At 40.7% G+C, this 16,725-nt stretch carries 21 protein-coding genes; 14 read left to right on the top strand and 7 right to left on the bottom strand.

The window, feature by feature from the left end:
- Positions 1 to 86: 86 nt before the first annotated feature.
- Genes HMPREF0833_RS04415 through HMPREF0833_RS10895 form a run of 3 tightly spaced genes read right to left on the bottom strand, consistent with a single transcriptional unit; the run spans position 87 to position 1,953 of the window.
- Entirely contained in the window at positions 87 to 902 is an 816-nt protein-coding gene (locus tag HMPREF0833_RS04415) for a TIGR03943 family putative permease subunit (RefSeq protein ID WP_013903899.1), read from the bottom strand.
- Positions 899 to 1,804: a permease gene (locus tag HMPREF0833_RS04410; protein ID WP_003015632.1), complete on the bottom strand. Its 906-nt coding sequence runs from the start codon at positions 1,802 to 1,804 to the stop codon at positions 899 to 901. The genes HMPREF0833_RS04415 and HMPREF0833_RS04410 overlap by 4 nt, the downstream gene beginning before the upstream one ends.
- Positions 1,804 to 1,953 (bottom strand): SPJ_0845 family protein, encoded by a 150-nt coding sequence (locus HMPREF0833_RS10895; RefSeq protein WP_003005705.1) that lies wholly within the window; start codon positions 1,951 to 1,953, stop codon positions 1,804 to 1,806. The genes HMPREF0833_RS04410 and HMPREF0833_RS10895 overlap by 1 nt, the downstream gene beginning before the upstream one ends.
- 148 nt (positions 1,954 to 2,101) lie before the next feature.
- Here HMPREF0833_RS10895 and HMPREF0833_RS04405 point away from each other — a divergent pair, with 148 nt between their 5' ends.
- From HMPREF0833_RS04405 to HMPREF0833_RS04365, 8 genes are all read left to right on the top strand, one after another.
- Complete coding sequence (locus HMPREF0833_RS04405; RefSeq protein WP_013903898.1) at positions 2,102 to 4,258, top strand: Tex family protein; 2,157 nt, start codon at positions 2,102 to 2,104, stop codon at positions 4,256 to 4,258.
- The gene (locus tag HMPREF0833_RS04400) at positions 4,245 to 4,700 is read left to right on the top strand and encodes a SprT family protein (protein WP_013903897.1); all 456 of its coding nucleotides are present in this window, start codon (positions 4,245 to 4,247) and stop codon (positions 4,698 to 4,700) included. The genes HMPREF0833_RS04405 and HMPREF0833_RS04400 overlap by 14 nt, the downstream gene beginning before the upstream one ends.
- A 74-nt stretch (positions 4,701 to 4,774) precedes the next feature.
- On the top strand, positions 4,775 to 5,056 hold the full coding sequence (locus HMPREF0833_RS04395; protein WP_013903896.1) for a PspC domain-containing protein: 282 nt from the start codon (positions 4,775 to 4,777) through the stop codon (positions 5,054 to 5,056).
- A 12-nt stretch (positions 5,057 to 5,068) separates the two neighbouring features.
- Positions 5,069 to 5,443 (top strand): hypothetical protein, encoded by a 375-nt coding sequence (locus HMPREF0833_RS04390; protein WP_013903895.1) that lies wholly within the window; start codon positions 5,069 to 5,071, stop codon positions 5,441 to 5,443.
- Positions 5,444 to 5,615: 172 nt separating this feature from the next.
- The gene (gene hprK / locus HMPREF0833_RS04380) at positions 5,616 to 6,548 is read left to right on the top strand and encodes an HPr(Ser) kinase/phosphatase (protein WP_013903893.1); all 933 of its coding nucleotides are present in this window, start codon (positions 5,616 to 5,618) and stop codon (positions 6,546 to 6,548) included.
- Positions 6,545 to 7,327 (top strand): prolipoprotein diacylglyceryl transferase, encoded by a 783-nt coding sequence (lgt, locus tag HMPREF0833_RS04375; RefSeq protein WP_013903892.1) that lies wholly within the window; start codon positions 6,545 to 6,547, stop codon positions 7,325 to 7,327. The genes hprK and lgt overlap by 4 nt, the downstream gene beginning before the upstream one ends.
- 3 nt (positions 7,328 to 7,330) lie before the next feature.
- Positions 7,331 to 7,714: a DUF948 domain-containing protein gene (locus HMPREF0833_RS04370; RefSeq protein ID WP_013903891.1), complete on the top strand. Its 384-nt coding sequence runs from the start codon at positions 7,331 to 7,333 to the stop codon at positions 7,712 to 7,714.
- Positions 7,715 to 7,728: 14 nt separating this feature from the next.
- Entirely contained in the window at positions 7,729 to 8,175 is a 447-nt protein-coding gene (locus tag HMPREF0833_RS04365; protein ID WP_013903890.1) for a YtxH domain-containing protein, read from the top strand.
- A gap of 488 nt (positions 8,176 to 8,663) precedes the next feature.
- Here the strand turns inward: HMPREF0833_RS04365 and HMPREF0833_RS04360 are convergent, their stop codons facing one another.
- Complete coding sequence (locus tag HMPREF0833_RS04360) at positions 8,664 to 8,957, bottom strand: DUF3270 family protein (protein ID WP_003015629.1); 294 nt, start codon at positions 8,955 to 8,957, stop codon at positions 8,664 to 8,666.
- 129 nt (positions 8,958 to 9,086) lie between these two features.
- Between HMPREF0833_RS04360 and HMPREF0833_RS04355 the strand changes: the two genes are divergently transcribed.
- Complete coding sequence (locus HMPREF0833_RS04355) at positions 9,087 to 10,016, top strand: peptidase U32 family protein (RefSeq protein ID WP_013903889.1); 930 nt, start codon at positions 9,087 to 9,089, stop codon at positions 10,014 to 10,016.
- A 94-nt stretch (positions 10,017 to 10,110) separates the two neighbouring features.
- Positions 10,111 to 11,397, top strand: a complete 1,287-nt coding sequence (locus tag HMPREF0833_RS04350) for a peptidase U32 family protein (protein WP_003002878.1) — start codon at positions 10,111 to 10,113, stop codon at positions 11,395 to 11,397.
- Positions 11,398 to 11,651: 254 nt separating this feature from the next.
- Here the strand turns inward: HMPREF0833_RS04350 and HMPREF0833_RS04345 are convergent, their stop codons facing one another.
- The gene (locus HMPREF0833_RS04345) at positions 11,652 to 13,022 is read right to left on the bottom strand and encodes an MFS transporter (RefSeq protein ID WP_013903888.1); all 1,371 of its coding nucleotides are present in this window, start codon (positions 13,020 to 13,022) and stop codon (positions 11,652 to 11,654) included.
- Positions 13,023 to 13,062: 40 nt separating this feature from the next.
- A complete protein-coding gene (locus HMPREF0833_RS04340; protein WP_013903887.1) occupies positions 13,063 to 13,188 on the bottom strand; it encodes a 3-hydroxyacyl-ACP dehydratase in 126 nt (41 codons plus the stop codon).
- Positions 13,189 to 13,290: 102 nt separating this feature from the next.
- Here HMPREF0833_RS04340 and HMPREF0833_RS04335 point away from each other — a divergent pair, with 102 nt between their 5' ends.
- Positions 13,291 to 13,620, top strand: coding sequence for a winged helix-turn-helix transcriptional regulator (locus HMPREF0833_RS04335; protein ID WP_013903886.1), 330 nt, complete (start codon positions 13,291 to 13,293; stop codon positions 13,618 to 13,620).
- 266 nt (positions 13,621 to 13,886) lie between these two features.
- On the opposite strand, the gene HMPREF0833_RS04330 is transcribed toward HMPREF0833_RS04335, so the two are convergent.
- Positions 13,887 to 14,219, bottom strand: coding sequence for a hypothetical protein (locus tag HMPREF0833_RS04330; protein ID WP_013903885.1), 333 nt, complete (start codon positions 14,217 to 14,219; stop codon positions 13,887 to 13,889).
- A gap of 90 nt (positions 14,220 to 14,309) precedes the next feature.
- On the opposite strand from HMPREF0833_RS04330, the gene HMPREF0833_RS04325 reads away from it, so the two are divergent.
- The 3 genes from HMPREF0833_RS04325 (at position 14,310) to HMPREF0833_RS04315 (ending at position 16,570) form a co-directional block, all read left to right on the top strand.
- Positions 14,310 to 14,522 (top strand): YdbC family protein, encoded by a 213-nt coding sequence (locus tag HMPREF0833_RS04325; protein ID WP_041818320.1) that lies wholly within the window; start codon positions 14,310 to 14,312, stop codon positions 14,520 to 14,522.
- 161 nt (positions 14,523 to 14,683) lie between these two features.
- Positions 14,684 to 15,826 (top strand): 5-methyltetrahydropteroyltriglutamate--homocysteine S-methyltransferase, encoded by a 1,143-nt coding sequence (locus tag HMPREF0833_RS04320; RefSeq protein ID WP_003015562.1) that lies wholly within the window; start codon positions 14,684 to 14,686, stop codon positions 15,824 to 15,826.
- Positions 15,827 to 15,838: 12 nt separating this feature from the next.
- Positions 15,839 to 16,570, top strand: coding sequence for a cyclase family protein (locus HMPREF0833_RS04315; protein ID WP_013903883.1), 732 nt, complete (start codon positions 15,839 to 15,841; stop codon positions 16,568 to 16,570).
- Positions 16,571 to 16,725: the final 155 nt, after the last annotated feature.

The following is a 16,725-nucleotide window of genomic DNA, read 5'->3' as shown; positions in this document are numbered from 1 at the left end:
ATAGAAAAAGCTAGAACCAATGTGAATTCTAGCTTCAACTGCTATAAGCTGTTTGGATCGACCACCGAAGAAACTTGGTGACTCCATCAGAATACGCGGTAGACATATGGATTGGCCGGTTTTGTAATGGTCTGGCAATCACTAATGTGGAGGACAGGCAAGCTTTGCTTGAGCTGCTTGTGGTATTCAATGGACAAGGTTCCTTTCGCATGGATCCAGGTATTGTTTTCAAAATGCTGCGGAGCACCTGTCGTTAAGAGACCGTAGACTCCGGAATCTGCAATACAGTGGATGATCCCAAAGCGAAAGAGGAATTGGCTGTCCTTGTTATTGGGGTCATTGTATACGAAGCCGGTCAACTCGATTGTCTTTCCTGCAAATTGGTCAGGATAATCATAAATAACTTCCATGACTTCCATGTAATTCTCAGTGGTCACCTGGATCACTTTTTTATCAACATATTTCTTTGCAGCCTGCTTCGTTTCTGACTCATAGGCAGATTTGGTAAAATAGCTACTAGTATCTGGTTTGAGATACTGGGTTGTTGTCCCTTCGTCCTGCTGGATTTCCTTGGAAGAACCAGCCGCAACCGGGAAGTGATAGCCTTTTGCAGAGACTGTTTGGGAATCCAGTGTCACTGTAGGGAAAAATAGCCCGACAAACAAAGGAATACAGAGCAAGAAAATACTCGCCACTTTTGCCCAGAAGCCAGAGAGATGACTGTGGATCTTCATCTGCTTGACCCAGATGATCAGCTGCACAAGAGCTAAAACAAAGGACAAGAACATGGAAATATAAGCCAAGTAAGAATAGTGTAAGTTGATGTATTGATTGAGCTTACCAGATAATTGCAGGTACATGGTGAGCTCAAAATAGCCAGCTAATATCAAGAAACGAATCATAGCACTACCCCCACAAACCAAGCATAAAGGAGCACAACTCCACTCACAATCCCGATAAATTGCCAGATAAAACGGGTCTTGAGATAATTTTTCATCATGAGGAGATTTTTAACATCAAGCATAGGCCCAATCACCAGAAAGGCAAGAACAGGTGCTACTCCAAAACTCGTCAGAAGAGAGGATCCAACAAAGGCGTCCGCCTCGCTACAAAGTGAGAGGAGAAAGGACAAGACCATGAGAAGGAGAATAGCAATAACCGGTGTTGCACTGATCGAAGTGAGGATCCGTGTTGGGACATAGACTTGGACGAGGCTGGCAAAGAGGCAACCAAATACCAGGTAACGTCCCGTATCAAAGAATTCATCAATGGCTTGCACCAAGACTTGGAAGAGCTTTTGACCTTTGCTCAAGCCACTAAAATCATGTTCATGTACAGCCTTACGATGTTCTTTTTGGATCGAATCTGTCTGAATAAAACCAAGAAAGATCCCTAGCACCGTTGCGACCAGTAGGGAACCAAGGGCGCGGTAGAGGGCCATCTTGACAGAATTCCCAAAGGCTGAGTAGGTCGCAAAGAGAACGATGGGATTGATGACAGGTGCTGTCACCAGAAAGGGAACAGCAGTATAACTTGGGACTTTCTTTTCTAGAAAGCGATTGATAATGGGAACAATTCCACATTCACAGGAAGGAAAGATAAAGCCGATAAAGGTCCCAAAGAAGATCCGCCCAAATTTATTCTTGGGAAGAAAGCGGTAGACCCTCTCGGGAGTGATATAGACCTCAATAATCCCTGAAATGATACTTCCGATTAGGACAAACGGTAGGGCCTCGATAATAATCGAGAGAAAAATAGCCCCAGCCTGCAAGACGCTAGAGGGAAGGTGTTGAAAGAATGTCATTACTTAGCCTTCTTTGCTTCTTTAGTTGTAGCAGTTTCTGCCTTCTTTTTTTCTTCAGGAAATTCTACTTTCTTTTCTACATCCGGAAAACTCGCAAAATTTTCAAACATTTTATCAAGATCATCTGTTTTTGAGAATTTAATAGCCATTGTTGGGCCTCCTTTTTATTTTCTTTCATTATAACAAAAAGGAAAGAGCAAGGGGGAAATGGAGCATAAAAGGAAAGAACATGAGGGTCAAAATTATTCTATGAAAAATCCCTGAAACAGAGACCAGAACAGGCGAACTCCCCCTTTGATGGCAGGAAAATATGCTATAATAGAAGCTATGGATAAATATGAAAAAATAGCCCAAGAATTGGGTGTTAGCTTAAAACAAATCGATACCGTATTGAGTCTGACCGCAGAAGGCTCAACCATTCCTTTTATTGCCCGCTATCGAAAAGATATGACGGGAAATTTAGATGAAGTAGCGATCAAGGCCATTATTGACCGGGACAAATCGTTAACGGCTCTGGATGAACGAAAGGAAACCGTCCTTGCTAAGATTGAGGAACAAGGCAAACTGACAGAGGCGCTCAAGCAGGCTATTGAGGCTGCTGAAAAATTAGCGGATGTCGAAGAGCTCTATCTCCCATATAAGGAAAAACGGCGGACCAAGGCGACGATTGCACGAGAAGCAGGACTTTTCCCCTTGGCACGTCTCATTTTGCAAAATAGCCCAGACTTGGAAGCAGAGGCTCAGAAATTTACCTGTGAGGCCTTCCCAACTGAAACCGCAGCTTTAGCTGGTGCAGTGGATATTTTGGTAGAAGCTATTTCAGAGGATACCCAATTACGGGCCCTCACCTATCAAGAAATTCATGGGCATTCCCTCATGACGTCAACCTTGAAGGATGAAAGCTTAGATCCCAAGAAAACCTTTGAAATCTACTATGATTTTTCTGAGAAGATCAAGAATATGCAAGGCTACCGGACCCTGGCGCTCAATCGTGGAGAAAAATTGGGCGTTCTCAAAGTCGGATTCGAGCACCAACTGGATCGGATCATTCGTATCTTTGAGGCTCGTTTTAAAACCAAAAATGCCTATGTGGATGAGGTTATTCAACAAGCGGTTAAGAAAAAAATCGTTCCTGCGATTGAACGTCGGATTCGGACAGAGTTGACGGAGGTGGCAGAAGACGGAGCGATTCAATTGTTCTCTGAGAATCTACGGAATCTATTGCTCATTCCTCCATTAAAAGGGCGCGTGGTCCTTGGATTTGACCCAGCCTTTCGGACCGGTGCTAAACTAGCCGTTGTCGATGAGACAGGAAAGATGCTTGCCACCCAGGTCATCTATCCAGTTGCTCCTGCAAAACCAGCTCAGATCGAGCAGGCTAAAAAGGATCTGTCTTCCCTGATCAAGGAGTTTGGAGTAGAAATTATTGCGATTGGAAATGGAACTGCCAGCCGTGAAAGTGAGGCCTTTGTCGCAGAGGTCCTCCATGACCATCCAGGAGTTCGCTATGTTATTGTCAATGAAAGCGGAGCATCTGTCTATTCAGCTAGTGAGTTGGCCCGTCACGAATTCCCAGAATTAACCGTTGAAAAACGCTCGGCTATTTCCATTGCCCGCCGCCTGCAAGATCCGCTAGCAGAATTGGTAAAAATCGATGCCAAATCCATCGGTGTGGGTCAATACCAGCACGATGTCAATCAGAAAAAACTGACAGAAAGCTTGGATTTCGTAGTAGATACTGTCGTCAACCAAGTTGGGGTCAATATCAATACGGCTAGTCCCTCTCTCTTAGCGCATGTAGCGGGACTCAATAAAACCATCTCTGAAAATATTGTGAAATACCGGGAAGAAGAAGGAATGATTCTTTCACGAGCACAGATTAAAAAAGTGCCTCGCCTCGGCGCCAAGGCTTTCGAGCAGGCTGCTGGATTCTTACGCATTCCTGAAAGTAAAAACATCTTGGATAATACCGGCGTTCACCCTGAAAGTTACAAGGAAGTTGAAAAACTTTTTCAACTTCTTGAAATGACCGACCTCGATGCATCAGCTCAGGAAAAATTAAAAGCTGTGAACATAAAGGAGATGTCTACTCAGCTGGATCTGGGACCAGAAACCCTAAAAGATATCATTGCCGATCTCCTAAAACCAGGTCGCGATTTGCGGGATTCCTTTGATGCACCTGTGCTCCGTCAGGATGTCTTGGATATTAAAGACCTGCATATTGGCCAAAAATTAGAAGGGGTTGTGCGCAATGTGGTTGACTTTGGAGCCTTTGTCGATATTGGCATTCACGAAGATGGCTTGATTCATATCTCCCATATGAGCAAGCAGTTTATCAAGCATCCAAGCCAGGTCGTCTCAGTAGGTGATTTGGTTACCGTCTGGGTGAAGAAGATTGATGTGGAACGCGAAAAAGTCAATCTCAGTTTGGTAGCTCCGAATGAATCTGACTGAGTATGTGCGCCAAGTATCCCTAGAAGATTTTGGGAGAGAATTCCGTCATCGAGCAGAGTGGAATTCACGTCTTCAAACCACTGGGGGTCGTTTCTTTCCCAAGGATCGACACCTTGATTTCAACCCGAAAATATACCAAGTTTTCGGGTTAGAGGTCTTTCGCAAAATCGTCCGCCACGAGCTCTGCCATTACCATCTTTACGATCAAGGTAAAGGCTATCGACATAAAGATCTAGCCTTTAAGCAACTCCTCCAGCAAGTGGACGGTCTTCGTTTCACACCTCCTCTACCAGATAGAACTAGGCGAGTCAAGCGGATCTATCTCTATCAATGTCCCCATTGTGGCCAAGAGTATAGACGAAAGCGAAAAATCGATCTGAAGAAATATGCTTGTGGTCGCTGTCGCAGCCGCCTGCAATTCCTTGAAATGAGACAAGAGTAAGAATCGGTCTTTAGGCGGATCTCTTTCCAGTTCGACTCTGCTAAAATAGGTCTAACTAGAAAGAGGAAAATCAAATGACAGCATCATTTTACAAATTAAAACGACATCGCCTGGTTTCAGGTGTGCTAGCTGGCTTAGCCGATAAATTTGGTCTTAGCGTAACTCTCCTACGCTTCTTATTTATTCTTTTTACGGTTTCTCATGCCTTTATCGGTGTGATTATCTATTTACTGTTAGATACGACCTTGCCTTATAAGGACGAGGAGGAGCAGGAAATGTTTGACTATGGCCCTCGACCTCGTCGAAGAAAAGAGGCTGAACCCATCCATGATCAGAATGATAGTCCATTTTTCTAAAAGGAGATCCGAGTGAAGCAGAAGTTCTATTACCTTGCTTTTATTCTATATCTCTTCTTCAGTTTTATAGGACAGTTTTTCATTTTAAATCGTGTTTTTGGTGAAGGAGTTGGAACAGTTTTGATCGGAATGCTCCTTTTTCCACTGGGCATTTGGAATAGTCTCTTCTACTTCTTGTTTCTGCCAACAGAAAGGGCAAGAGACCCACAAATTCATCGGTTTTCGATTTTGTTTCTGCCGGTTTTGTATCTGGTTTTCTCCTTGTTGGGGGGAGGACCTGCCACCTTTATGCTTGGATTGATCGCATTTCCTTCAAATGCGGAGGTCTATGCGGTCTCTACTGGAAGCAAATCCATGATCAAAGATTTCTTGCAAGGCCAAGGCTAAAGCATTCTTCATATGTTACCATCATTTCCTAGAGGTTGGAGACCTTTGTCTTGGCCTCTTTTTGTTTGCCTTAAAAAGGAGTTGAAAATGGATCTTTCAAATGACGCTTCAGTCTCTCGTCTGAAGAGAAAATCTGCTATAATAGAGAGAGAATTTGAAAAGGGAGAATGATATGGCAGTTACTGTTCGCGATATACAGGAAAAGCTTCGTCTATCGGTTGTTTATGGGAATGATAGCCTCTTAAGCAAGGAAATTACGACTGCGGACATTTCACGTCCAGGTCTTGAAATGACGGGCTATTTTGACTATTACACACCTGAGCGGATTCAGCTTGTAGGAATGAAAGAATGGTCCTACCTGGTGAAGATGAGCTCTCATAACCGTCATCAGGTCTTGCGCAAGATGTTCCAGCCAGAGACACCTGTCATCATTGTCGCGCGGAATTTAGAAATTCCAGAAGAAATGTTGCGAGCTGCGGAAGAGAAGCAACTAGCCATTTTGAAGAGCAATGTTGCGACCAGTCGTTTATCTGGAGAGCTATCTAGCTATTTGGATAGTCGGCTAGCAGAACGTACGAGTGTACACGGTGTCTTGATGGATATTTATGGGATGGGTGTCTTGATCCAAGGAGATAGCGGAATCGGAAAAAGCGAGACAGGTCTGGAACTTGTCAAACGGGGGCACCGCCTCGTAGCAGATGACCGAGTCGATATCTATGCGAGAGACGAGATGACCCTTTGGGGAGAGCCAGCTGAAATCCTACGCCACTTACTAGAGATCCGTGGTGTCGGGATTATCGATGTCATGAGTCTCTACGGAGCCAGTGCTGTCAAGGATTCTTCACAAGTCCAAATTGCCGTTTACTTGGAAAATTATGCCAAGGATCAGGTTTATGATCGTCTTGGTAATAATGCAGAAGAGTTGGAAATCGGCGGTGTGACCATTCCTCGGATTCGCATCCCTGTTAAGACAGGGCGGAACATTTCGGTCGTGATCGAAGCAGCAGCTATGAATGTTCGGGCTAAAGAAATGGGCTATGATGCCACCAAAACCTTTGAAGAACGTCTGTCCCAGTTGATTAGTCAAAATGAGGTGAAGGAATGAATCCAGTAGCCCTTCAATTAGGTCCGATCAGTATTCGTTGGTACGCGATTTGTATTGTTTCTGGTTTGATTCTAGCTGTGTATCTTTCCATGAAAGAAGCTCCCCGTAAGCAAATTAATCCAGATGATATCATTGATTTCATTTTGATCGCCTTTCCGCTTGCGATTGTGGGGGCCAGACTCTATTACGTTATTTTCGAATGGGGCTACTATAGCCAGCACCTTGGTGAGATTTTTGCTATCTGGAACGGAGGAATCGCGATTTATGGTGGCCTCTTGACAGGTGCATTGGTCTTGTATCTATTCTCTCGCAGACGCTTGATTGAGCCAATTGATTTTTTGGATATTGCAGCCCCAAGCGTCATGGTTGCACAGAGTATTGGTCGCTGGGGAAACTTCTTTAACCAGGAAGCTTATGGAGCTGCTGTTAAGAGCCTCAACTACTTGCCCTCTTTTATTCGAGACCAAATGTATATAGATGGTAGTTACCGTCAGCCAACGTTCTTATATGAATCCAGTTGGAATCTGCTAGGATTTCTCTTGATCTTGATTCTTCGTAGGAAGCCCCAATTTTTGCAACAAGGTGAGATCACAGCCTTTTACCTTATCTGGTATGGTTTTGGTCGGATGATCATCGAAGGAATGAGGACGGATAGCTTGATGTTTGCTGGCTTACGTGTTTCCCAGTGGTTGTCGATGATCCTGATTCTAGTTGGACTTGCCGTCATCCTTTACCAACGTCGCAAAAAAGCCCCTTATTATGTAGAAACAAAGGAGTAACATATGTTTATTGAAATTGCCTACGGTCTCTTAGGACTTGCCTTAGTAGCGCTTGTCATTTATATGATTTTTTTCCTCTCAAAGATTGGAAAAGTTGTAGATGAGACGCAAAAAACCATCCAAGTTTTGACATCAGATGTCAATGTCACCTTGCATCAGACCAATGATCTATTGGCAAAAGTCAATGTTTTAACGGATGATTTGAATCAAAAAGTTGCAACGATTGACCCACTCTTTACAGCCGTAGCGGATCTTTCCGAGTCTGTTTCAGATTTGAATGATCAAGCCCGTCAATTGAGTGTCAAAGCAGTGTCAGCTGGTGGAAAAACAGTGAAAGCCTCTATCGGATTAAAAGCGATTAAGATGGCTTCAAAATTATTTAAATAGAATCGAGGAAGAATATGGGACGTTTATCTAGTTTATTAATTGGTGTCATTTCAGGTGCTTCAGCAGCCTACTATTTATCAACTGAGCAAGGAAAGAAAGTCACTAAAAAAGTTGCACGATTCGTAAAAGATTATCAAGAGGATCCTCAAGAAGTACACGAATCCGTTAAACAAACTGCGAAGGATGTTTCAAAACAAGCTGCAGAAGTGATCCAACAAACCAAAGAAAAAGTTGGATCTGGAGAAATTACGACAGGAACTGTTTTGGAATCTGTCAAAGAAAAAACGCAAGATGTGGTTGAAAAATCTCAAGAAGTCTATCACTCATTTAAGGATAAACTTCAAAAAGAAAATCTAAGTGGCAATGACTTGGTTCAATCCATTCGCAAACAAACAGAATCAGAAGACATCGTGTTAGAGTTGGATGCAAAAGATTCTGAAGAAGAAACAAAAGAAGCATAAAAAAATGAGGCTAGCTGAGCCTCTTTTCAGATTGAAGATAAATTCATCTTAGAAACTTTCCTTAAGTGAGTACGGACGTCAGCGAACTTCAAAGAAGTTCCATGACTTAGTTTTGAACCTAAAGTTTCAAAACTCCCGAGTGCCTGAAACAATTATGTTTCAGGCACTTTTCTCACGGCGGAAAGTTTCGATAGATGATTGAATAACTTTAACTCATAAAAAGTATTTATTCTTATAGAATTCCTGGGAAGTCTTTGAATTATCAAACACCATATCAACTTTTTCTGAGTTACATGAAAAGTCTAACTTAATTTGACAACTTAGGGATTTATAATTGAAGAACTGTTTGTCTACGTTCTCAAACCAAGCTCAGTGAGCCTCATTTTTTATGGAAGGTAAGACAGTAATTGGCAGCTAAGTTTTGTCTTCCAATTGTTATTCCAATTAAAAAAATTCGAGTAAATAAAAAAATCAGGCGAACCTGATTTTTATTTTTTTCGTTTATTGTAGTAAATTCGGAACCCTTGAATACTAGCAAAGCTAGAACCAATCGCTAAAGCAAACGCAAAGAAGGTATTCATTTTTGTTGCTAAAAAGACAAAACTAAATACAACCGTCAACACACAGAAAATAGCGATATTTAAAAAATATAGCAATTCACTTAATTGAGGTGCGGGTTCAACTTCAGGAGCATAGTCCTGAATAGGGGTTTCTTGGGTTTGTTTGGTTAATTCGATATAATCGAATTCTTCATCATAGTGTCTTAAATTTCTTACGGGCATTTTCTCTCTCCTAACAGTACTCTATTATTCTATCATGAATTCAGGAATATAAATGTTACAAAAATGTTACAAATTTTACAATATGAATAAATTTTTCTAGAATATCGGAATTTTTGTTATAATAGTTCTATGAAAAATATTATTATTACAGCAACAGCAGAGAGTGTTGAGCAAGCGCAAGCCCTGATTGATGCAGGGGTTGACCGAATCTATGTCGGTGAAAAAGATTACGGATTACGATTGCCTCAAACTTTAAGCTATGACGAAATAAATCGAATTGCCCAACTGGTCCATGCTACTGGCAAAGAATTGACAGTAGCTGTAAATGCACTGATGCACCAATCGATGATGGATTCAATCAAGCCTTTCCTAGATTTTCTAAAGGAAATTCAGGCTGATTATATTACTGTCGGAGATGCGGGCGTTTTTTATGTCTTGAAACGAGATGGCTATCCATTCAAAACGATTTACGATGCCTCAACCATGGTCACTTCTAGCCGCCAGATCAATTTCTGGGGAAAACAAGCAGGAGCTTCTGAGGCTGTTTTGGCTCGTGAGATTCCATCTGCCGAATTATTCGTAATGGCTGAGAATCTTCAGATTCCAGCGGAAGTCTTGGTCTATGGTGCTAGCATTATCCACCATTCGAAACGACCTCTTCTTCAGAATTATTACAACTTCATCAAGACAGAGGACTCTGTAACCAAAGATCGCGACCTGTTCTTAGCAGAACCAGGAGATCCAAATTCTCATTATTCAGTCTACGAGGACAAACATGGAACCCATATCTTCTCAAATAATGACTTGAATATGATGACCAAATTGTCTGAGTTGGTAGAACACGGATTTGATCATTGGAAACTCGATGGTGTCTACTGTCCGGGGGAAAACTTTGTCAAGATTACAGAGTACTTTGTCAAGGCCCGTGATTTGATTCAAAAAGGAACATTTACACAGGATCAAGCCTATCTGTTTGATGAAGAAATCCGCAAATTACATCCAGCTAATCGTGGTTTGGATACTGGTTTCTATGATTATGAACCAGATCGTGTAAAATAATAAAAAACTATGGCTTCTTCGTTTGTGAGTTTTCCTTTTTCAGGGAACGAAGAGGCTATTCATCATATCGACAATCTTGTAAATTGGAGAAAACATGACAAATACAAAAAAACGTCCAGAGGTCTTGGTACCTGCTGGAACATTAGAAAAGTTAAAAGTTGCCGTTAATTATGGGGCAGACGCAGTGTTCGTTGGTGGACAAGCCTATGGTTTGCGTAGCCGTGCCGGAAACTTCACCATGGATGAGCTTCGTGAAGGAATTGAGTATGCTCATGCCCGTGGAGTGGATGTGCACGTCGCTTCAAACATGGTGACCCATGAGGGAAATGAACAAGGGGCTGGTGAGTGGTTCCGTGAATTACGGGATATGGGCCTTGATGCCGTGATTGTTTCAGACCCGGCCTTGATTGAAATCTGTGCAACCTATGCACCTGGCCTCAATATCCACTTGTCTACGCAAGCTTCTGCGACTAATGTGGAGACCTTCCATTTCTGGAAAGAATATGGCTTGACCCGTGTGGTCTTGGCCCGTGAGGTATCCATGGAAGAGTTGGCAGAGATCCGTAAGCGTACCGATCTTGAGATCGAAGCCTTCGTTCATGGAGCCATGTGTATTTCTTATTCCGGACGTTGTACCCTTTCTAACCACATGTCTGACCGGGATGCAAACCGTGGTGGTTGTTCTCAATCTTGTCGTTGGAAATACGATCTCTACGATATGCCATTTGGCCAAGAACGCAAGAGTATCAAAGGGCAAGTCCCAGAAGAATACTCTATGTCAGCCGTGGACATGTGTATGATCGAAAATATTCCAGACATGATTGATAATGGGGTTGATAGCTTGAAGATTGAAGGCCGGATGAAATCTGTCCATTACGTATCAACAGTAGCCAACTGTTACAAGGCAGCTTGTGATGCTTATATGGAAAGTCCAGAAGCCTTTTATGCCATCAAGGATGATTTGATCAATGAATTGTGGAAAGTTGCTCAACGTGAATTGGCAACTGGATTCTACTACCAAACACCGACTGAAAACGAACAATTGTTTGGGGCACGTCGTAAGATTCCTCAATACAAATTTGTAGGAGAAGTGGTTGACTTTGATCCATCTACCATGACTGCGACGATTCGCCAACGGAATGTCATCAATGAAGGCGACCAAGTGGAATTCTACGGACCAGGCTTCCGTCATTTTGAATGCCAGATCCAAGACTTGCATGATAAGGATGGAGTGAAGATTGATCGCGCGCCAAATCCGATGGAACTTCTTACGATCACCGTCCCACAAGAAGTCAAGCCAGGAGATATGATTCGTTCTTGCCAGGAGGGCTTAATCAATCTCTACTCAAAAGATGGGGCAAGTAAAACTGTTCGAGTATAACAAAAAAAGAGAGGGTTAAACCTCTCTTCAGAATATAGACAAACTCTATTAGGACTAGAAAAACTTCTCCTTTAGAGTTTGATTACCATTTTGATTACCATATAGTAAAGACTCTTAGGAATGTCCACATAATAGCATTTGTAAGAGTTTTTTATTTATAAGATTATGAAAAAAGATTGAAGAAAATTGTCTAAAATGGACTTTTTCTTCAATCTGTGTAATCAACTTTTAAATTGAATGCATTCTGTTTGGTTTTATTCTTTTCCATAAAGGTAACGACTAGCAATTAACCAAGTAGCAATATACATTATCACGTTAACCAAAAATGCGACAACGATAACCATATTCCAATTATGGGATAAATTAGTAGTTAGAATCCCCATAATTGTTGTACCAAAAAGTCCACCAATTTGTTTGTTAGCGTTTAAAGTTGCACCAGCAATTCCAGATAATTCTTGACCAGCAGCTTCCATAAGAATGGTAGTAGTTGCTGGAGTTAACACTCCGATACCAAGGCTCATTAAAGAAAATAAAGGGATTAGGATGTATAGTTGAATTTCATGAAAAAGGACTCCAATTCCAAAAATTCCTGCTGCTCCTACAATGGCAAAAATAATTGAGACAGTAGCGAGGCTTCCCACGGAAAATCGTTTTACAGCACGTGCGTAAAATAAATTACCAATAATTAAGACAATCATTCCTGGTAGAATGAGGAGTCCAGAAACCATTGAGGAGAGGTTTAAATAAGTTTGAAAATAAAGTCCTAGTACCAAAACAATACCATATAATGAAATGTTAACTACTAAACCTAACAGATTAGAGACAATAAACTTAGCATTTTTTAATAGTTGGTGGGGAACAATAGGTGCTTTACTTTTTTTATCGTGGACTACTAAACCAACAGTAAATAATATAAACAGGAGAAGAAACAATAAAAGATTTAGGTTACTATAGCCATATTGATTCCCTTCAACAAGGTAAATAACTAGACTTCCGATAGTTGCAACAAGAAATATATTACTGAAAATGTCAATTCTGGTCTTTGGATTAGCAATATTGTTTTTCACGAGAAGTAATATTGAAATTACTGTCAAAATTCCCAATGGAATATTGATTAAGAAAATACCCCTCCATCCGAAGTAGTTAATAATTAGTCCACCAATAAAAGAACCAGTACCGGTTGCAACAGAAATAATTGCTGTCCAAATTCCTAACATACGTGCTCTTTTAGTAGAATCAGGGTATGAAATGAATAAAAGTGCTAATGAACTAGGCATAAACAAAGAAGCACCGAAACCTTGAACGAATCTAAGTATGATTAATGTTTCAATATTTGGTGAAAAAGAGCACCCAAATGAGGCAAGTGTAAAAATTGTCATTCCAAATAATAAAATTCGTTTAGCACCATATTTTGTTGTTAGATTTCCTGAAAGTAGGAGTAAAGAGCCTAAAGCTAGTGTATAAGCGTTAATAATCCAAATGGATTGCTCTAATGAGACGCTCATAGCTGTTTCAATATGGGGAACAGCAAGAACCACTCCGGTTGTATCTAGGACCGCCATAATGTATCCTAGTGAAAGAATAAAAAGTAGATAAGCTGACGCTTTTGTATTTGTTTTTTTCATCAAGCTTCCTCCGTTATTTCATCAAACCAATTTTCATTTATCAATCAAAAGCAATATATTTAACTTTCTGAAAATATTTTACTTGAGTATATCCAGTGCCAAAGTATCTTCCATCAGCGCAACCGAGAATATCTTTGATACGGTCAAACTTAGTTGTAATATCCATAGTAATTTCCCCTTTCAAATGATATAATTAGCTTATCATGTAATAATTTCTGAAACAAGAAGGGAAAAAAAGTATAGTAACTATCAAAAAAGGAGGAAATGAATGGAGACTTGCAAGAAGCAATCTTTGAAAAAATCAATTTGTCCAGCAAGAAGGGTTTTGAATTTACTAAAAGGTAAATTTACTCTTGAGATCTTATCTGAAATTATTGATGGTAATATACATTATAGTAGTCTTTTGCGTAGTGTAGAAGGTATTAATCCTAGAATATTAGCTCAACGATTACATGATTTTGAGCAAGAAGGTATTTTATCAAGAAAAGTTTTACCGACATCGCCTCCACAGGTTGAATATAAAATGACAAAAAAAGGTATTGCTCTAAGAAGTATCGTTGAAGAAATGAAAAAATGGGAGCATACTTATGGTGATTAGAGATTAGATTGAATTTACATAATTTATTACTAATATTTTTCTTTAAATAGATAATGTAATTATGAAAGATTTAGTAACCTTTTTAATCAAGGCAACGTCAATACTAGTAGTATGTAATGGACTTTTAACTTTTTACTAGGTTAAAAAGTTAAAAGTTAAAATTTGATAGAATATTTTATGATACTCAAATAAATTTTGAAAATGAGATTGAAAGTAATAAAAACAAACGCCAAAAATGACGTTTGTCTTCAATATAAAAGAGAGGGTTAAACCTCTCCTTTTTGTTGGGCGATGCGAATATTATTGGGGACCAAACTGATTTTCTGGATCTCAGAAATCCGAATAATCGTTGACATACTCTTTTTAAAATTTTTCACGATCAGTTGTCGGCGCTCCTGGTCATACTTGACAATATCGCCTGTAAAACTCTTATTTGAAAAAATAACATGTACCCCTTGTTTTTTTCGCAATGCTTGTTGAATGATTTCAATAATTCTCTCATCTTCTAATGGGGCAGGGGTACTGACTTTTCCATTGAAAAATTCATTTGCTCGGTCTTTAACGATCTCGAGAAATTTTTTCATAGCTAAATTCTCCATAACTTGATACAATATATTATAGATAATTTCAACGATTTTGTAAATAATTTACGAATATTAGAGATGAGAAGGCAAGAAAGGAGTCGTGAAATGGCAGAATTTTCATTCCAAATCGAAGAACATTTGCTGGTCTTGTCAGAAAATGACAAGGGTTGGACCAAAGAATTGAACCGTGTGAGTTTTAACGGTGCTCCTGCTAAGTATGATATCCGGACCTGGAGTCCCGACCATACAAAGATGGGAAAAGGTATTACACTCACGAACGAAGAGTTCCAAGTCATGCTCAATGCATTTAAAAATTAAGAAAAGGGGTCCTTCAAGGACTTCTTTTTTTGTCATAGTCTAAGACTATATAGATATAAAAGATATTAGATTATCCCAATCCCTTGTTTATCAAGTGTTGGACTGCTATAATGGTTGCATTGATGAATTAATGTAAAAGTTATAGGAAAGAGGAAATCATATTGACACATACACATGCACCTTATCGCGTAGACCATGTTGGTTCATTCCTTCGTCCAGCCACTTTGGTTCAGGCTCGTGAAGATTTCGCAGCTGGAAAAATCAGTCAGGCTGACTTAACAAAAGTAGAAGATCAGGCGATTCGTGACCTTGTTGAAAAAGAAATTGCTGCTGGTCTGAAGTCAGTAACAGATGGAGAATTCCGCCGTGCTTATTGGCATTTGGATTTCTTCTGGGGCTTTGGTGGCATTGATCACGTCCAAGCCGCTCAAGGCTATCAATTCCATGATGAAACAACCAAGGCGGACTCAGCACTTGTCGTTGGAAAAATCACAGGAGCCAATCATCCATTTGTAGAGCATTACAAGTTCTTGCGGGATCTTGTAGCAGATGTAGATGGTGTAGAGGCTAAATATACCATTCCAGCACCTGCGCAATTCTATTTTGAATTGATCCGTGATGCCGAACATGTAGAACAATTGAATACCATCTATCCTGATTTTGCGGCTGTTCGTGAAGACATCAAGCAAGCCTATCTTCAAGTGATTCAAGATTTGTATGACGCTGGACTTAGGACCCTTCAAGTGGATGACTGTACTTGGGGTGTCTTGGTAGACGATAATTTCTTGACGGCTTGGGGAGCAGCTCAAGGCAAGTCAAAAGATGAGGTTCGCCGAGAACTCGCTGATCTCTTCTTGACCTTTAACAACGATGTCTACCAACATGTTCCAGCTGGTTTGACCGTCAATACGCACGTTTGTCGTGGGAACTTCCATTCCACTTGGGCTTCATCAGGTGGTTATGCTCCGATTGCCAAAGAACTCCTTGGAGAAGAAGCCGTCAATGCTTACTTCCTAGAGTTTGATACTGATCGGGCTGGTGGTTTTGAACCACTTGCAGAAGTAACCCCTGGTAAAGGAGTGGTATTAGGCCTCTTGACATCTAAGAGTGGTCAATTGGAGAACAAGGACGAAGTGATTGCTCGTATTAAAGAAGCGAGTCAGTATGTTCCGTTGGAAAATCTTTACCTATCTACTCAGTGTGGCTTTGCTTCGACAGAAGAAGGAAACATTTTGACAGAAGAAGACCAATGGAAAAAAATCGGTTTGATTAAAGAAATTGTCGCTGAAGTTTGGGGCGAATAAGGAGGAAGAAACATGTCAGATTTACTAAGTATTTATAAAGAATTGCAAGCTAAAAAATGGGTGGACTTGAGTCACCAAATCAATGCGGAAAGTCCACACTTCCCAGCCCTTCCTGCCTTGCAACAAGAAGATCTTTTCACATTAAAAGATGGTTTCCATGTTCAAAAATTTACAGTGGTTGGTCAATACGGAACGCATATCGATGCACCGATTCACTTTGTAGAAGGTGGTCGTTGGTTGGATGAGATTGACCTCAAAGATCTCCTCTTGCCACTTTATGTTATCGACAAGTCTAAAGAAGTTGCAGCCAATCCAAACTTTATCTTGAGCAAACAAGATATCTTAGACTTTGAGGCAGAGCATGGACAAATTGTTGAGGGTGCTTTTGTTGCCTTCCGTAGTGATTGGTCAAAACGTTGGCCAGATCAAGATGCTATGCGTAACCTAGACGAAAATGGGGTTCAACAAAGTCCAGGATGGAGCCGTGAAGCCTTGGAATTCTTGATTCATGAACGCCATGTCAAGGCTGTGGGCCATGAAACCTTTGACACCGATGCAGGTATTCCAGCAGCAGAGCATGGCTTGGTCAATGAATACTACCTTTTGGAACAAAATATCTACCAAGTAGAAGTCTTGAACCAATTGGACCAAGTTCCAGCTGTAGGTGCTTTGATTTCGATTGCTTTCCCTCACTGGGACAAGGCAACTGGTTCACCTGTTCGTGCCATTGCCATCTTACCATAAACAAAGAAAAAGAGAGTGGGACAGAAATCGGTAATTTGATAGAATTCGATTTCGTCGTCCCACCTCCGCACAGTTGAGTAGGGCTGTAAAAGCTGATGAAATCAGCGTATTAGAGCCCACTCAATCACTGCGTCTTGCTCGACAATCCAAAAACA

Origin of the sequence: Streptococcus parasanguinis ATCC 15912 (assembly GCF_000164675.2) — a bacterium.
Lineage (GTDB): Bacteria > Bacillota > Bacilli > Lactobacillales > Streptococcaceae > Streptococcus > Streptococcus parasanguinis.
Note: the sequence above shows the minus strand (reverse complement) of the source record. Positions and strands in the feature narration are given on the sequence as shown.

Coding starts and splice junctions, on each gene's coding strand:
- HMPREF0833_RS04415 (WP_013903899.1), bottom strand. CDS start 902: ATGATTCGTTTCTTGATATTAGCTGGCTATTTTGAGCTCACCATGTAC.
- HMPREF0833_RS04410 (WP_003015632.1), bottom strand. CDS start 1,804: ATGACATTCTTTCAACACCTTCCCTCTAGCGTCTTGCAGGCTGGGGCT.
- HMPREF0833_RS10895 (WP_003005705.1), bottom strand. CDS start 1,953: ATGGCTATTAAATTCTCAAAAACAGATGATCTTGATAAAATGTTTGAA.
- HMPREF0833_RS04405 (WP_013903898.1), top strand. CDS start 2,102: ATGGCAGGAAAATATGCTATAATAGAAGCTATGGATAAATATGAAAAA.
- HMPREF0833_RS04400 (WP_013903897.1), top strand. CDS start 4,245: ATGAATCTGACTGAGTATGTGCGCCAAGTATCCCTAGAAGATTTTGGG.
- HMPREF0833_RS04395 (WP_013903896.1), top strand. CDS start 4,775: ATGACAGCATCATTTTACAAATTAAAACGACATCGCCTGGTTTCAGGT.
- hprK (WP_013903893.1), top strand. CDS start 5,616: ATGGCAGTTACTGTTCGCGATATACAGGAAAAGCTTCGTCTATCGGTT.
- lgt (WP_013903892.1), top strand. CDS start 6,545: ATGAATCCAGTAGCCCTTCAATTAGGTCCGATCAGTATTCGTTGGTAC.
- HMPREF0833_RS04370 (WP_013903891.1), top strand. CDS start 7,331: ATGTTTATTGAAATTGCCTACGGTCTCTTAGGACTTGCCTTAGTAGCG.
- HMPREF0833_RS04365 (WP_013903890.1), top strand. CDS start 7,729: ATGGGACGTTTATCTAGTTTATTAATTGGTGTCATTTCAGGTGCTTCA.
- HMPREF0833_RS04360 (WP_003015629.1), bottom strand. CDS start 8,957: ATGCCCGTAAGAAATTTAAGACACTATGATGAAGAATTCGATTATATC.
- HMPREF0833_RS04355 (WP_013903889.1), top strand. CDS start 9,087: ATGAAAAATATTATTATTACAGCAACAGCAGAGAGTGTTGAGCAAGCG.
- HMPREF0833_RS04350 (WP_003002878.1), top strand. CDS start 10,111: ATGACAAATACAAAAAAACGTCCAGAGGTCTTGGTACCTGCTGGAACA.
- HMPREF0833_RS04345 (WP_013903888.1), bottom strand. CDS start 13,022: ATGAAAAAAACAAATACAAAAGCGTCAGCTTATCTACTTTTTATTCTT.
- HMPREF0833_RS04340 (WP_013903887.1), bottom strand. CDS start 13,188: ATGGATATTACAACTAAGTTTGACCGTATCAAAGATATTCTCGGTTGC.
- HMPREF0833_RS04335 (WP_013903886.1), top strand. CDS start 13,291: ATGGAGACTTGCAAGAAGCAATCTTTGAAAAAATCAATTTGTCCAGCA.
- HMPREF0833_RS04330 (WP_013903885.1), bottom strand. CDS start 14,219: ATGGAGAATTTAGCTATGAAAAAATTTCTCGAGATCGTTAAAGACCGA.
- HMPREF0833_RS04325 (WP_041818320.1), top strand. CDS start 14,310: ATGGCAGAATTTTCATTCCAAATCGAAGAACATTTGCTGGTCTTGTCA.
- HMPREF0833_RS04315 (WP_013903883.1), top strand. CDS start 15,839: ATGTCAGATTTACTAAGTATTTATAAAGAATTGCAAGCTAAAAAATGG.